Origin of the sequence: Bradyrhizobium sp. Arg237L (assembly GCF_029990105.1) — a bacterium.
Taxonomy (GTDB): Bacteria; Pseudomonadota; Alphaproteobacteria; order Rhizobiales; family Xanthobacteraceae; genus Bradyrhizobium.
Map to the genome: position 1 here is coordinate 1 of NZ_JAQMIL010000080.1, position 14,881 is coordinate 14,881.

The 14,881-nt window shown below is 63.9% G+C and carries 13 protein-coding genes; 8 read left to right on the forward strand and 5 right to left on the reverse strand.

The window, feature by feature from the left end; translation table 11 throughout:
- Nucleotides 1-347 precede the first annotated feature (347 nt).
- Nucleotides 348-596, forward strand: coding sequence for an iron oxidase (locus OZ411_RS35230; protein ID WP_130582590.1), 249 nt, complete (start codon nucleotides 348-350; stop codon nucleotides 594-596).
- 193 nt (nucleotides 597-789) lie between these two features.
- Here the strand turns inward: OZ411_RS35230 and OZ411_RS35235 are convergent, their stop codons facing one another.
- Nucleotides 790-2,235: an XRE family transcriptional regulator gene (locus tag OZ411_RS35235; RefSeq protein WP_282531614.1), complete on the reverse strand. Its 1,446-nt coding sequence runs from the start codon at nucleotides 2,233-2,235 to the stop codon at nucleotides 790-792.
- 224 nt (nucleotides 2,236-2,459) lie between these two features.
- Here OZ411_RS35235 and OZ411_RS35240 point away from each other — a divergent pair, with 224 nt between their 5' ends.
- The 3 genes from OZ411_RS35240 (at nucleotide 2,460) to OZ411_RS35250 (ending at nucleotide 5,105) form a co-directional block, all read left to right on the forward strand.
- Nucleotides 2,460-4,097, forward strand: a complete 1,638-nt coding sequence (locus OZ411_RS35240) for an isocitrate lyase (protein ID WP_282531615.1) — start codon at nucleotides 2,460-2,462, stop codon at nucleotides 4,095-4,097.
- Nucleotides 4,098-4,122: 25 nt separating this feature from the next.
- Complete coding sequence (locus tag OZ411_RS35245) at nucleotides 4,123-4,332, forward strand: hypothetical protein (RefSeq protein ID WP_027581316.1); 210 nt, start codon at nucleotides 4,123-4,125, stop codon at nucleotides 4,330-4,332.
- A gap of 212 nt (nucleotides 4,333-4,544) precedes the next feature.
- Nucleotides 4,545-5,105: a hypothetical protein gene (locus OZ411_RS35250; protein WP_282531616.1), complete on the forward strand. Its 561-nt coding sequence runs from the start codon at nucleotides 4,545-4,547 to the stop codon at nucleotides 5,103-5,105.
- A 5-nt stretch (nucleotides 5,106-5,110) separates the two neighbouring features.
- Here OZ411_RS35250 and OZ411_RS35255 read toward each other — a convergent pair whose 3' ends face one another.
- Nucleotides 5,111-5,998: a metallophosphoesterase gene (locus tag OZ411_RS35255; RefSeq protein ID WP_130582586.1), complete on the reverse strand. Its 888-nt coding sequence runs from the start codon at nucleotides 5,996-5,998 to the stop codon at nucleotides 5,111-5,113.
- A 145-nt stretch (nucleotides 5,999-6,143) separates the two neighbouring features.
- On the opposite strand from OZ411_RS35255, the gene OZ411_RS35260 reads away from it, so the two are divergent.
- The 4 genes from OZ411_RS35260 to OZ411_RS35275 are packed head-to-tail and all read left to right on the forward strand — an operon-like array spanning nucleotide 6,144 to nucleotide 9,360.
- On the forward strand, nucleotides 6,144-6,620 hold the full coding sequence (locus tag OZ411_RS35260; RefSeq protein WP_165421420.1) for an NUDIX domain-containing protein: 477 nt from the start codon (nucleotides 6,144-6,146) through the stop codon (nucleotides 6,618-6,620).
- Nucleotides 6,621-6,676: 56 nt separating this feature from the next.
- Entirely contained in the window at nucleotides 6,677-7,822 is a 1,146-nt protein-coding gene (locus OZ411_RS35265) for a hypothetical protein (protein WP_282531617.1), read from the forward strand.
- Nucleotides 7,823-7,863: 41 nt separating this feature from the next.
- Nucleotides 7,864-8,799 carry a glycosyltransferase family 2 protein gene (locus tag OZ411_RS35270; RefSeq protein ID WP_282531618.1) on the forward strand — a complete coding sequence of 312 codons (936 nt, stop codon included), beginning with the start codon at nucleotides 7,864-7,866 and terminating at the stop codon, nucleotides 8,797-8,799.
- 48 nt (nucleotides 8,800-8,847) lie between these two features.
- Nucleotides 8,848-9,360 carry an N-acetyltransferase gene (locus tag OZ411_RS35275; RefSeq protein WP_282531619.1) on the forward strand — a complete coding sequence of 171 codons (513 nt, stop codon included), beginning with the start codon at nucleotides 8,848-8,850 and terminating at the stop codon, nucleotides 9,358-9,360.
- A 195-nt stretch (nucleotides 9,361-9,555) separates the two neighbouring features.
- On the opposite strand, the gene OZ411_RS35280 is transcribed toward OZ411_RS35275, so the two are convergent.
- The 3 genes from OZ411_RS35280 to OZ411_RS35290 form a co-directional block, all read right to left on the reverse strand.
- The gene (locus tag OZ411_RS35280) at nucleotides 9,556-11,937 is read right to left on the reverse strand and encodes a TonB-dependent receptor (RefSeq protein ID WP_282531620.1); all 2,382 of its coding nucleotides are present in this window, start codon (nucleotides 11,935-11,937) and stop codon (nucleotides 9,556-9,558) included.
- Between the two features lie 102 nt (nucleotides 11,938-12,039).
- A complete protein-coding gene (locus OZ411_RS35285; protein ID WP_130582710.1) occupies nucleotides 12,040-12,453 on the reverse strand; it encodes a DUF2946 family protein in 414 nt (137 codons plus the stop codon).
- 360 nt (nucleotides 12,454-12,813) lie between these two features.
- Nucleotides 12,814-14,877 carry a hypothetical protein gene (locus tag OZ411_RS35290; protein WP_282531621.1) on the reverse strand — a complete coding sequence of 688 codons (2,064 nt, stop codon included), beginning with the start codon at nucleotides 14,875-14,877 and terminating at the stop codon, nucleotides 12,814-12,816.
- Nucleotides 14,878-14,881 lie beyond the last annotated feature (4 nt).

Consider the following 14,881-nt stretch of genomic DNA (forward strand, 5'->3'; position numbering starts at 1 on the left):
TTTGTTGCACGGGACCCACGGGTGCAACCGGCACCCGGCTTTCCCTGCGCCCTCTGATATCGAGGAGGGTGAAACGAGACGCAAAGCTCGGGCAATGCATGCCGCGAGAACGCGAACTCACATCCTCTCCGCTGTTTGACAATTGAATCATAACTCGCGACAAGCCGTAGGCTGGGCAAAGCGAAGCGTGCCCACCATTACGAGTGGAGTGCTTGACGGTGGGCACGGCGCGATAGACGCGCCTTTGCCCACCCTACGCAGTCTCGCAACTGCTTGTTCGCCACGCAGGGGCCGTGATCTCTTCACTATGATCGTCGGTAATCACGGGACGATCGAAGGCGATCAGCATGGATCAGTTGCGGCGAAAACTCATCCGCACGCTCCTCGGCACCGCATCGGGCACGTTGCTGTTGCGCAGGTCGCGGGCGAACGCGGCGGAAAAGATGACGCTGCAGGAAGCCGGCTATCAGGACACGCCGAACGGGATCTATAGCTGCGGCATGTGCACATTCTTCGAAGCACCGAAATCGTGCAGGGTTGTCGCCGGCGACATCAGCCGCGACGGCTGGTGCAAGGTATTTGCCGCGGTGGATTGAGTGCGAGGAAATACAGGGTGGGCCCAGCGCACGCTTGCCTCTATCCCCTCACCCTGAGGGGCCTGCGAAGCAGGCGTCTCGAAGGGCGAGGCCACCGGCCGGGCCTCATCGTTCTCCCGGCGATGCGTAGCATCGTCCGGAGACGCGGCGAAGACGCCCGTCCTCAGGATGAGGAGCGAACACGGAGCACTCGTTACAACTCCCGCGCATTCGAAAACGCAAACGAACTCACCCGCCGCGTGTTCTCGTCCAGGATCAGCGTGCGCGTGATCGGCGGCTCGGCGCGCTGGGCGCAGTTCTCGCGTTCGCAGAGGCGGCAGTTGACGCCGATCGGCGTACCCTCGGCCTTCTCGAGGTCCATGCCCGCGGCGTAGATCAGGCGCGAGGCATGGCGGATCTCGCAGCCCAGGCTGATCGCAAAGCGCGGCTGCGGCAGCGGATGTGGCGCGATCGGTCGGCGCACCATCTGCGCGATCGAGAAATAACGCGTGCCGTCCGGCAGCTCGATCACCTGCTTGAGCAGGCGGTCCGGCGTGTCGAAGGTCGAATGCACATTCCACAGCGGGCAGGTGCCGCCGAATTTCGAGAACGGAAACGTCCCGGAGGAGAAGCGCTTGGACACGTTGCCGGCATTGTCGACCCGCAGCATGAAGAACGGCACGCCGCGCGCGTTCGGTCGCTGCAGCGTGGTCAGGCGGTGACAGATCTGCTCGAAGCCGGCGTTGAAGCGCTGCGCCAGCACATGCAGGTCGTAGCTCAGCGCCTCAGCGGCGCTGAGGAAGGGCTGGTAGGGCATCATCACGGCGGCGGCGAAATAGTTCGCGAGCGTGATGCGGTAGAGCCGCCGCGCCGCATCGTCGAGCGGGCCGCCGCGGCCGGCGATGGAATCGATGCTTCCGCCGCATTCGGCGAGCCCGATCTGCAGCGCGAGCTGGAAGGTCCGGCTCGGCGTATCGACCAGCTCGGAGATCAGGAGCTGGCGGCGATGGCGATCGAAGCGCCGCAGCGTCTCGCGCATCACGTCAACAGGCATGATCCGGGTCACGATCGAATGCTTTTCGCGGAGCCGCGCGGAGAGCGCCGCGAAAAGTCCATCGGCAGCCACGTTCAGCTCGTCGCGCAAATTCTCCGCTGCGGTCTCGAGTTCGGGGAAATAGTTGCGGTTGGCTTCGATCAGGTCGCGTACGCGCTCGATCGGATTGGCCTCGAAGCGGGCGCCTTCGTTGCGGTCCGCCATCTGGGCGGCGACCAGGGTCTCGCCGCGGCGCGCCTCGGCATAGGCGGCGTAGAGCCGTTGCAGCGCGTGCGTCACGCCGGGGCAGAGCTCGGCGAGGTCGCGCAGTTCCTGCTTGGGAACGTCGATCTGGCGGAACAAGGGATCGGAGAAGATCTCGTTGAGCTCTGCAAAGAAGCGATCCTCGTCGGCGGTCGCGAGGTCGCGCAGGTCGAGGTCGTAGGTCTCGGCCAGGCGGAGCAGGATCTGCGCCGTCACCGGGCGCTGGTTGCGCTCGATCAGGTTGATGTAGCTCGGGGAAATGCCGAGCCCCTCGGCGATCTGGGTCTGCGACAGCCCCAATTGCTGCCGGATCCGACGGAATCGGGGGCCGACAAACAGCTTCTTTCCGGACTCGGCAGGCATGGCAGCGTTCCTGACCTATTTATTTACAAAATTTACAAAATAACATTTCACACAGGAACGGATGTTACATGACATCACCATTCGAATGCAAGGCATCTGTACTAATTCTGGCGCTTGGCGTTTAGCTCCTGACACGCATTTCGCAATGCACTGTCACGAATGTCGATCGACGAGAGTAGCGGAGACAAACGCTGCGGTTGGTCGTCACCGAAAGGAGCACGCACATGAACTACCAGCCACGTGGGATCAGCGACCGGGCTATCCAGGGACCGGCTTCCTATCTGAGCGAGATTGAGGCCGCCGAAGCACTCCTCAAGACCAAGGACACGTGGAACGGTGTGACCGCCGAAGCCGTGGCGCGCATGCGGTTGCAGAACCGCTTCAAGACCGGCCTCGACGTCGCCCGCTACACTGCGGCGCTGATGCGCGCCGACATGGCCGCCTATGACGGCGACCCCACCAAGTACACCCAGTCGCTGGGTTGCTGGCACGGCTTCATCGCCCAGCAGAAGCTGATTTCGGTCAAGAAGCATTTCGGCACGACCGATCGCCGTTACCTGTACCTGTCCGGCTGGATGATCGCCGCGCTCCGCTCCGAGTTCGGACCGCTGCCGGACCAGTCGATGCACGAGAAGACCTCGGTGCCGGCCCTGATCGAGGAGCTCTACACCTTCCTGCGTCAGGCGGACTCCCGTGAACTGAACGACATCTTCCGCAGCCTCGACGCGGCGCGCAAGGAAGGCGACAAGGCGAAGGAAAAGGCGCTGATCGAGAAGATCGACAACTTCCAGACCCATGTCGTGCCCGTCATCGCTGACATCGATGCCGGCTTCGGCAACGCGGAAGCGACCTATCTGCTCGCCAAGAAGATGATCGAAGCGGGCGCCTGTGCTTTGCAGATCGAAAACCAGGTCTCGGACGAGAAGCAGTGCGGCCACCAGGACGGCAAGGTCACCGTGCCGCATGAGGTCTTCCTCGCGAAGATTCGTGCCTGCCGTCACGCGTTCCTTGAGTTGGGCGTCGAAGACGGCGTCGTCGTGACCCGCACCGACTCGCTCGGCGCCGGCCTCACGCAACAGATCGCCGTGAGCCACAAGCCCGGCGACCTCGGCGACCAGTACAACAGCTTCCTGGATTGCGAGGAAGTGACGGCCGCCAACGCTCGGAACGGCGACGTCATCATCAACCAGAACGGCAAGATGATGCGTCCGAAGCGGCTTCCCAGCAATCTCTATCAGTTCCGCCCCGGCACCGGCGAAGACCGCTGCGTGCTGGACTGCATCACCTCGTTGCAGAACGGCGCCGACTTGCTGTGGATCGAGACCGAGAAGCCGCATATCGAGCAGATCGCCAAGATGGTCGATCGGATCCGCAAGGTGGTTCCGAACGCGAAGCTGGCCTACAACAACTCGCCGTCCTTCAACTGGACGCTCAACTTCCGTTGGCAGGTCTACGACGCGATGAAGGAAGCCGGCAAGGACGTCAGCAAGTACAACCGCGCCGAGCTGATGAAGGCGGAATACGACAGCACGCCGCTGGCAATCGAAGCCGACGAGCGCATCCGCACCTTCCAGGCCGATTCAGCCAAGCGCGCCGGCATCTTCCATCATCTGATCACGTTGCCGACCTATCACACGGCAGCTCTGTCGACTGACAATCTCGCGAGGGAGTATTTCGGCGAGCAGGGCATGCTGGGCTATGTGAAGAATGTTCAGCGCCAGGAGATCCGCCAGGGTATCGCCTGCGTCAAGCATCAGAACATGGCCGGCTCCGATATCGGCGACGATCACAAGGAATATTTCGCCGGTGAAGCCGCGCTGAAGGCGGGCGGCGCCCACAACACGATGAACCAGTTCGGCTAACGGTGGAATCGATCAGGAGACTATCATGACCAAAGGCAGCAATTTCTGGGTGATCGGCGGTGAGTTCGGTTCGATGAACTTCCACAAGCTCGTCGAAGGCTCGGCCCAGGTCAAAGGTCCGTTCAAGACCCGCAAGGAGGCGGAGGACTGCTGGCGCGAAGTGTCGGAAGAGAACCGCCACAAGGCCGGCGTACGCTTCTCCATCGTGGAAGAGCCCTCCCGCGTCCCGGCCTGACAGGCTGCCGACGGTCAGCGTTGAAGAAGACGTCCAAGGACGGACGGCCCCATCCGGATTTCCGGGTGGGGCTGTCTGATTTCGGGACAGCCCTTGACGCCCCCTTGGGGATAAGTCGCCCGATAACCCCTTGGGAACCAACGGCCTTTGCGGACGTAACGGTTACTGATAGGTTAACAGGCGAAGAACCCGTCAGGACGAGGCCGCAAGGGATGTCGGACGCCCAGAATACCGGCAATGCCGCGAGCGAGATGCGGCCGACGCTGCGCGAAGCTTTGCGCAAGGCCCGGATCGAGGCCGCGGACCGCACCGGTGTCGTCGTCGAACTGCGCGATGCCGAGGTTGCCCGGCTGGAGATCCTGAACGAGGCGCTCGATCCCTTGTTCGCGCAGGTGCCGGAAAAGGTCGACCTGTTCGATCGCGGCATCAGCCAGGGCGAGACGCCGCGGCTGTGGATCGACGTCGTCGCCCATGTCGTGATGGGGCGCGACAAGCGGATCTACCGCTTCGTGCAGGACACCCGCTTCGGCCGCATCGTGCTCGCCGAATCGCACGACGTGCCGGTCATCGTGGATGCCGTCACCGACTATGTCGCCCGCCGCATGATCGAGCGCGAGCATGCGATGGTGGCGAGCCCGAAGGCGGCGGAGCCCGTGCCCGCCGAGAAGCCGCGGCGCCGTCGTGGCAGATTCGGGATGTTCCTGCTCGGCTTCATCCTCGGCGCACTCGCGCTGTTCGCGCTGGCGCTGTTTGCGAGCCTGGACAATCTCTAGCGGCCTCACGCCAGCCGCGTGTCGCTCAAACGCCCGACGCGCAAATCGTCGCCGATCCCGCGCACCACTTGCTCGCAGCGCCAGGCATTGCCGTCGCGCTCGATCGAAAACAGATTGTACGCCGCCGCCGGATAATGATGGCGGGGCAGCGCCGAAGCCGAGGGCACGCCGATCGCCGGGATCTTGCCGCTCGGCCCGTCGAACCACATCGTGGAATGGATGTGGTCGTGGCCGTGCAGGATCAATTCCACGCCGTATCGCTTGATGAGATCGAGCAGCTTGTGCGAGTCGGTGAGCCGCTTGACGCGCGCATCCGAATGCAGGGGATGATGGACCAGCAGCACGCGGAAGGCGCCCTCGGTCGACAATTCCGCCAGCATGCGCTCGAGGCTTGCGAGCTGCGCGTGGCCGAGCCATCCGGTCGCCATCAAGGGCGGCGTCGGCACCGCGGAGGATGTCCCGATCAGGGCCACCGGGCCGCGCCGGCGCAGGAACGGAAACAGCGCGGCGCCATCTGCGCCATCGCCGCGCAGATAGTCGGCGAAGGTCGTGGCGAAGCGATGCCGCGTCGCGCGCACATAGGCGTCGTGATTGCCGGGAACGACGGTCACGCGATCCGGCGGGCCGACGCTCTCGAGCCAGGCACGCGCCGGCTTGAACTCCGTCTCCAGCGCCAGGTTGACGAGATCGCCGGTAATCGCAATGTGATCCGGGTGTTGCCCCTGCAAATCCGCCACCAGCGCATCCAGCACCTCGCGCCGATGGTATTTGTGACGGTTGCGGGTCCAGTTCAGATAGCCGAAGGCGCGCTTGCCCGCGAGGTCGCGCAGCCGCGCCACCGGCAACGGCGGCAGATGCGGATCGGACAGATGCGCCAACCGAAACGCCGCCATCATTCCGTCCCTGTTGGCCTGTCCGTGATATACAGCCGCGGCATGGTCATTCCCTGATGGTCCGCATTCTATTGGCAAGCGGGCGCCTTCCGCGCAAGGATCAAACGTCGTTGTCGTTCCAGTCGAGGTTTTCGTGACGATCCTGATGGATTTGCGCAAGCGCTACGAGCCGCAGCTCAGGCGGGTGTTCCATCTCTATTTTCGGTTGGCCCGCGGCATGACGCTCGGCGTGCGCGCGGTCGTGCTCAATCACGAGAACAAGGTGTTCCTGGTCAAGCACAGCTATGTCAGCGGCTGGTACCTGCCGGGCGGGGGCGTCGAGGTCGGCGAGACGCTGATGGAAGCGCTGCGGCGCGAGCTCGAGGAGGAGGGGCGCATCGAGCTTGTGGGCACCCCGGTGCTGCACGGTGTCTTCCTCAACAGCCATGTCTCCCGCCGCGATCATGTCGCGGTCTATGTCATCAGGCAGTACCGCCAGGACCGCCTGCCGGAGCCGAACCATGAGATCGTGGACACCGGTTTCTTCGATCCGGCGGCATTGCCCGCCGACACCACGCCCGGCACCCGCCTGCGGATCGCCGAAGTGCTCGGCGGCGGGGCGCCGATCGCCACATGGCGCTAGCGACGGCTTGTGCTAGAAGACGCGTCCTAAAGATCGAACGCCGCGACAGGGGCTGGATGAAACAATTGAAAACCGCCTTCGGCGTCGTGTTGCTGCTGATCCTGATCAGCAACATCTGGACAATCTCGAAATGGAACGAAAGCCGCGGCGTCTATGATGACATCTGCTACCTCCGCCAGGCGCATCTGTTCCAGCGCTTCGGCATAAGCGGCCTGGACACGAACATCGCCAGGGATGATGACCGCTACATGCTGCGCAAGCTCCAGGAGATCAACTTCCCGGATCCCGGCGATCCCGCGCTTTTGCCGTGCCATACCTTCACGGCGGCGTTGAACAAGGTCGTGCTGCAATATCCGCCGGGCACCGGCTTCGTGCTCGCGTTGTTTCCGTCGGGCTTTCAGGTGATCCCGCTCTATGCCGCCGCCTCGATCGCGATTTTTGGATTGGCTCTGCTTGCCCTGGCCCGCGCTGCCACGCGTTCCGCCACAGTGCTTGCTGGCGTGTTCGGCATCGTGGCGCTTTACCTGATGATCAATCCGACCAAGGCAAGCTATTCCGTGGCACCGACCATGGTCGTCTGCGCGCTGACCGGCTTCCTGACCGCGCGGCTGTTCGCTAGCGCGGGCGCGCGTCGCATCCTGATTGCTGCGGCGGTCGGCTTGTTGATCGGCCTCTCCGTCAATTTCCGCCTGCCGAACCTGCTTCTCGCGGCAGGTTATGCGGTGTTCTTCCTCATCGCCTTCCTGCGTGCACGGAACATGAACACCTTCTGGCAGGGTCTCTCGTTCGGCATCGCGTTCCTGATTGGCATGGCGCCAACACTGATCGCGAATGCGATCAATGCGGGAAGCCCGTTCTCGACCACCTATGGCGGTGTCGACGCGGTGCCGCCGGAATTGAATGCGTCCGTCCTGCTGCAATATGTGCGCGATGCACAATTCCCGCTGCTGCTGATTGCGATCGCCTGGGTAGTGGCGCTATGGCGGTCCGGGGGGCGCGTGGCGACACGACAGATTGTCGCCGTGGTCGCGCTCAACCTCGTCATCAACCTGATCTTCTTCATGAGCCATCCCGTCTTCACGCCCTATTACGTGATCCCGATCGTCATGCTGTCATTGTGGACGCTGTTGTTCGCGACCCTGGATCGTTGGGCTCCGAAGCTCGCGGAGGATTTTGGCGCGCCGCAAAAAGCGAGTGTCTGATGGGGAGCGAGGATGTCACGGCCCGGCCAGCGAAAGTGGCGATGACGGCTTCCGCATTCCGCGTCGCGGTGCTGGTGCCGTGCTTCAACGAGGAAGCGGCGATCGGCACTGTGGTTGCCGATTTTCGCAAGGCGCTGCCGCAGGCGCGGATCTTCGTCTATGACAACAACTCGCGCGACCGTACCGCCGAGATCGCGCGTGCCGCCGGTGCAGAGGTCCGCAGCGAGCGGCGCCAGGGCAAGGGACATGTGGTGCGGCGGATGTTCGCCGACGTCGACGCGGACATCTATGTCCTGGTCGACGGCGACGCGACCTACGACGCGCCGAGTGCCCCGCGCATGATCGAAGCCCTGGTGAACGATAATCTCGACATGGTGGTCGGCGTTCGGATCGATCAATCCGCCGCTGCCTATAGAAGGGGCCACCGCACCGGCAACCGGATGCTGACCGGCTTCCTCTCCGCCGTGTTCGGCCACGCTTTTCGCGACATCCTGTCCGGTTATCGCGTGTTCTCGCGCCGCTTCGTCAAGTCCTTTCCAGTGCTGTCGGACGGTTTCGAGATCGAGACCGAACTCAGCGTCCACGCGCTGGAATTGGCGTTGCCGGTCGGCGAGATCGAGTCGCCCTACTATGCCCGGCCGGAGGGATCGGTCAGCAAGCTGAACACCTGGCGCGACGGGTTTCGGATTCTCGGAACCATCCTGAGGCTCTACCGCTCGGAAAAGCCGCTGCGGTTCTTCACCGGCATCGGGGTGGTCCTCGCGCTGATCTCGATCGTGCTGGCGATCCCGATCATCATCACCTTCATCGAGGAGGGTATCGTGCCGCGGCTGCCGACGGCGGTGCTGTCGACCGGCCTGATGATCGTGGCGATGCTGTCGGTCTCGTCAGGGCTGGTGCTTGACACGGTGACGCGCGGCCGCCGCGAGATGAAGCTGCTCGCCTACCTGTCCCAGCCGGCCATTGACAAGAAATGACGCAGGCGATGGACCGCGCCCGATCCAGGTGCTATCCCGCGCCTCACCATGAGTGATTTGTCGCTGACCATTCTGCCGGAAACGCCGAACGACGCCCAGGCGATCGAGCGCCTGCACGAACGTACGTTCGGGCCCGGCCGCTTCGTGCTTAGCGCCTATCGGCTGCGCGAGCATGTCGACCATCTGCTCGATCTATCCTTCACCGCGCGCATCGGCACGCTTTTGGTCGGTTCGGTCAGGCAACTGCCCGTCATGATTGGAGACACACCGGCTTTGATGCTGGGCCCATTGACGGTGGAGCCGCCGTTCCGCGACCGCGGCGTCGGCCGCGCGTTGCTCGACCGCGCGCTCTCCGATGCCAAGGCCAAAGGGCACCGCCTCGTGATTCTGGTCGGCGACGAGCCTTATTACAGCCGCGTCGGCTTCAAGGTGATCCCGAAGGGCAGGGCGACAATGCCCGGCCCGGTCGACTACAACCGCCTGCTGGTGGCCGAGCTGGTGGAGGGCGCTTTCACCGACGTCTCCGGACCGATCGGCCCCGATTGGAGCAAGGCGCGGTAGGTTAGAGCGTTTTCGAGCGAAGTGGGCACCGGTTCGCATAGCAATCAAGTTTACGCAGATTGCGTAGACTTATCTGCGTAGAAAACGCGTCAAAACAAGAATCTAGAGCTTCGGTTCTGATTCAATCAGAACCGAAAATGCTCTAGGTACGTTCCTCCCTCTCCCACGAGCCGTGGAAGAGGGAAGGGAGCCCGCTCAGAACTTCAGGTTCGCAAAGGCCCGGACGCCGATGCCGGGCAGCAGCACCTGGTCCTTGGTGTAGGAGACGGAGTTGCGGATGTTCTCGTTGAGCAGGTTGTTGCCGACGAGGCCGACCGTCATCTCGCGTGCGCCGAACCAGGACGGATCGAGCGTGGTCTTGTAGCTGACCTCTGCCTTCAGCAGGTTGTAGCCCGCCGTCGGCGTCTCCGCGATCGGAGCAACGTCGTTCTGTGCAAACGCGTGCAGCAGGTTGACGCGCATGAACCAGTTGTCGTCGCGCCAGTAGACGCCGCCGCCGACGCGCATCGGAGGAATGCGTGGCACGTTGGTGCCGTCGCTGAAGGTGGCGCGGACGATGTCGAACTGGTTCTCGATGCCCCAGATGCCGCTATAGAGCGGCCCGATATCGAGCTGGCTCTGGAATTCGCCGCCGCGGAAGGTGGCGTTGCGCTGAGAATAGACCGCCTGGTTCAATTCGCCGTCGGGCGCGCCGCAGGAATTGAAGTCCTCGTCACACATCACGCCGGTGAGCCGGCGAAAGATGAAGTTGTCGAAATGGGTGTAGTAGGCGGTCGCCTCGAAGCGGAACGGTCCGGTCGCCTTGCGCAGGCCGATCTCGACCGATTTCGCGGTCTCGATCGTCAGGTTGGGATTTCCGATATCGAAGGTGGCGGTGGCGTCATGCGGCCCGCGCGAAAACAGTTCGGCAGGTTTCGGCGCGCGCTCGACATATTGCGCGGTGATGCTGCCGACGAGATCGTAGGGCAGGTTCTGGATCAACCCGATGCTGCCGCTCTTCGGCGTAAAGGACGGATTGCGGGCGATGTTGAACTGCGGATTGCCGTCCGGCAGAAAATCGGCCGGAAAATTCGGCGTCGAGCCGTGCAGTTCGACATGCTCAATACGGCCGGCGATCTGCGCCTTGGTCGTCTCGGAGAATTTGAACTCGTTGAAGACGTAGCCGGCGATACGGTTGTTGTTGTTCGGATTCCACAGGCCGTTGAACAGCGAGCCGGGGTCGTCCGGGCTCGGAGCGGTCAATTCCTGGTGGCCGCCCTGCAGGCCGAACGCGGTGGTGACGTCGGCAAAGCGCGCGTTGAACGGCATCAACTGCACCTCGACCCGGGCTTCCTGCTCCTTGTTGGTGAAGGTCTGGCGTACACCGTCGCTGAATGGATCGGCTGGATCGGCGAGCCCAATCTCGTTGTGCCTGTAGTCGGTCGCGCCGGCCCACAGACGGATTGCATCGATGGCCGCTGCATCCGGCCGGTATTCGCCCTTCACGGTGATCTTGGTCTGATGTGCGTCGATCCGGGTCTGATGGTCGGCGCCGTCGATGCCAGGGATGTGATAAAGTGAATCGTTTTGGGTAATTGCAGCGCCGATAAAGCCGCCATTGAAGATATACGAGCCGCCGATCGAGGCACCGTCCGCCTGCATGGCCGAATTCGGCTGCCGCCCGTTGACCGGTCTGGTTTGGTCGAACAGGTAAGGATAACTGGGGATGTTGTAGTCGCCGGCCTTGCGACCAAAGGCGTCGGCGTGAAACGCGAAATTGCCTGCGCCGGTATCGAGCAGGATGCCGCCGTCGACGCCGCGATCGACGGAGCTCACTGCCGTTCGCGTCTCGACGTTCACGCAAGGTGACGAAGGTGCGCCAGCCAGCGGCGCTTTCGCCGGTAGGCCGTAGGTTTGGAACGGCGGGGCCGCGCATGAGGGAAGGGCGTCCGGAATGCGGTTGTTGGTCGCGCTGACGATGCCACCGATCGAAGTCGAACCGTAACGCATCGCCGCCGGACCACGAATGACCTCGACCTGGTTGGTGGCAAGCGGATCAACCGGCACGTAATGATCCTCACCGAGATCCGAGGCGCCGCCGGCGTTATTGCCGTTCTCGATGATTCCAACGCGATTGACGTCGAGGCCTCGGATAACCGGCCGGCTCGAAGCGCCCGGTGCAAAGGTTGAGCCGGTGATGCCCGGTTTGGAAAACAGGAGGTCACCGAGCTGGGCGGTGCCCTCACGGCGGATTTCCTCATTCGGCACCACGGTGACCGTTGCGAACTGATCGGTCACGACCTGCAGCACCCCTTGCTGTGGCGCTGGCGGCGCGGCCGGCGCGGGCTGCGGCTGTTGGGCCACGCGCTCGCGATTGCGGCCGGGCGTGGTGCGCGCGGCGCGAACGGGGGCGCGCGCCGGAGCAACGGCCCGGTGGCGCCGCACGATCGGACTTGGTGCCGTCACGTTGATCTCAGGCAGTTGCGTTGCCGGTGCCGATGCAGGTGCGTCTTGAGCGATCGCGCCGCTGCCGAACGCGCATAGTGCTAGCCAGCTTGCTCCACCGACGTGGAATGCTCGTTTTCTCTTGAATCCCATTTTTCCTGATCCTGATGCCGTCGGCCAAGCCGACGCACCGATTGCGATGGCCTTCGCATCCCGCTTGCGCGGCGGGCGCGCGAAGGCAGTTCGGTCAATCGATCAGGAGAGGGGTGGCGCGCGCGACTGGAACGCCCGATGGGGAGTGCCGAGATGTGTGAAGCCGGCTTCGGTGGTGAGCTGGAGAAGTTCGATCGCCTGCGGCAGCAACAGCACCGGCGGCGTGGCGAACAGCATGCCGTGCGCCATCGTGATGACGGCGCAGATGGCGCAGCCGTCGGCGGGCTGCTGATGGTTATCCTGGTGCGGAGATTGCTGCTGGGGCGCGGACAGGCTCGCCGCATCCGTGACCACGAGGTCCGCAGCACGAAGGACGTCGGTCTGCGATGTCGCGGTTTGGAGAGCGGGAGCGGCCTGCGCCGGATGGAAATGGCCGAACGACAGCGCAAACTGAACGGCGAGCGCGAATAGCGCCAGTCGCGCGCCAAGTTTGACGTGTCTTCGAATCCACTTCACGAGTTTACGCCCACCCCCGGGGGACGGTTATCCCAACCGTCCCGACGTTATATTATAACATCGGAAGGAGATGGCGGTGTCAACCGCGGCTCAGGCGAGCGCCGCGCGATCGGTTGAGGCTGTGTGATTGTTGCAACGGCGGCGAGGTGACAGACCCTCATGGTGAGGAGCGCGTCTTCGCGCGTCTCGAACCATGAGGCCCATCCCTCGAGACGCCGCTTCGCGGCTCCTCGGGATGAGCGAGGAGCCCCTAGCCCGGGTGAAGCGGAAGCGTAACCCGGGAATCTGCATCCACGGTGCGAGCGGCCCCGGGTTACGCTTCCGCTTCACCCGGGCTACGGGACTACGGATCGGGCGATCTCATCGTCCCTCGCGCAGCCACGTCGCGGCGAAGGCACCGAGCAGCAGCAACAGGCCGATCAGGCCTGCGAACATCGGCAGCACGCCGACGCCCTTGACGACGCTGGCGTCGCGCATCCTGACGCCCATCCAGCCCTCGCCGCGGAACACGCTCGACGCGCGGACTGGCACGATGCGGGGCATATCGAGGCTGGTGCCGTCGACCACGCGGCGGGCGTCGCCGCCGGTCGTCTGCGCCAGCGGCTTCAGCATCTCGGTCGTGGAGGTCACTTCCGAGAATTCCTTTGGGTTGGTCGGGCCGACATTGACCAGCGCCTTCAGCGTGCCGTCGGTTGCCTGCCACAGGCCGAGCTCGTTGGCGGGCAGCGTCGCCTTCCATTCGCCAGGCTCACCCTGAGTCAGGGTCAATTCGTGCGTAGCGCCGCTCGGCGAGGTCACGGTAACCGGCGGGACGCTGTCGCCCATGGTCTGGCGCACCACGGAAAGATCGTGGCCCTGGATCTGCAGCCGCAGCGCCTCCTCGTCCAGATCAGGCTGCTTCATCAGCCAGTGCGACATCCGCCTGAGCAGGTCGAGATGCGGACCGCCGCCCTCATAGCCGCGCGCCCACAGCCAGATGTGGTCGGAGAGCAGCAGCGCCACACGACCCTCGCCGAAGCGCGACAGCAGCAGCAACGGCTTGCCATCGGCGCCGGTCATCACGGGTTGGCCGATCGCGTTGCGGGTGTCGACGGTGCGGAAGAAGCGGCTCCAATGCGGTGGCTCGCTGCTGGAACCTTCCAGCCCGCGCGTCACCGGATGGCGCTTTCCGGCGTCGGAAAGATGCGCATAGAACGGTTTCTCGGTGACGCCGACGGGTTCGGCCGGGAGCACCGAGTCGAGCGGCGTACGCCAGATGCTGGTGGTGGACGCATAGTCCGGACCGGCGGAGACCAGCACCGCGCCTCCGGCACGGACATAGCGCGCGATATTGTCGAAATAGGCGATCGGCAGCACGCCCTGGCGGGCGTAGCGGTCGAAGATGATGAGCTGGAATTCGTTGATCTTCTGCTGGAACAGTTCGCGGGTCGGAAACGCGATCAGCGACAATTCATTGATCGGCGTGCCGTCCTGCTTCTCCGGCGGACGCAGGATGGTGAAATGCACGAGGTCGACGCTGGCGTCGGACTTGAGCAGGTTGCGCCAGGTGCGCTCGCCGGAATGCGGCTCGCCGGAGACGAGCAGCACGCGCAGCTTGTCGCGCACGCCGTCAATCGCGACGACCGCGCGGTTGTTGACCAGCGTCAGTTCATTGTCGAGCGGAGATGCCTCGATCTCGACGATATTGGGTCCGGCATGCTTGATATCGATGTCGACATTGGCGGTCTGGCCGCTCTGCAGCGTGCGCTCGTTGATCACCTCGCCGTCGCGACGCACGGTGATCCTCGCGCTCTGGCCGGTCACGCCCTGGTCGTCGAGCCGGTAGGTGATGGTCTGGGTCTGGCCGACGATGCCAAAGCGCGGCGCGGCCGAAATTGCAATCCGTCGGTCGCGCTCGTCCTTGCGTCCGGTAATCAGCGCGTGCACCGGCGCCTGGAAGCCGAGGGCGGCGGCGTTGGCCGGGATGTCATGCACACGGCCATCGGTGATCAGGAAGGCGCCGGCGACACGGTCGACCGGAACGTCCGACAAGGCGGAGGACAATGCGCCGAACAGCTTGGTGCCGTCGGTCTCGCCATCGGCCTGGCCGGCGTCGACGACGCGCACTTCTAGGCCCTTGATCTTCTTCAGGCTGTCGACCAGCGCCTCCTGGGCCTTCGCGGTCTCCTGGTTGCGCGTGCCGAAATTCTGGCTCGGGCTCTTGTCGATCACGACGGCGGCGACCGAGGACAGGGGCTCACGGTCCTCGCGGGTGAAGGAGGGGTTGGCAAGCGCGAGCAGAACCAGCGCCAGCGCCGCGACGCGTATCCATGCGCCGCGCGTGCGTGACAGCAGGAGTAGCGCCGCTATGACGACGATCGCCGCAAGCCCGATCCACAGCACGAGCGAGGGAACGAGGGGTGTAAATGCGATGCCGTAGTTCATAGCG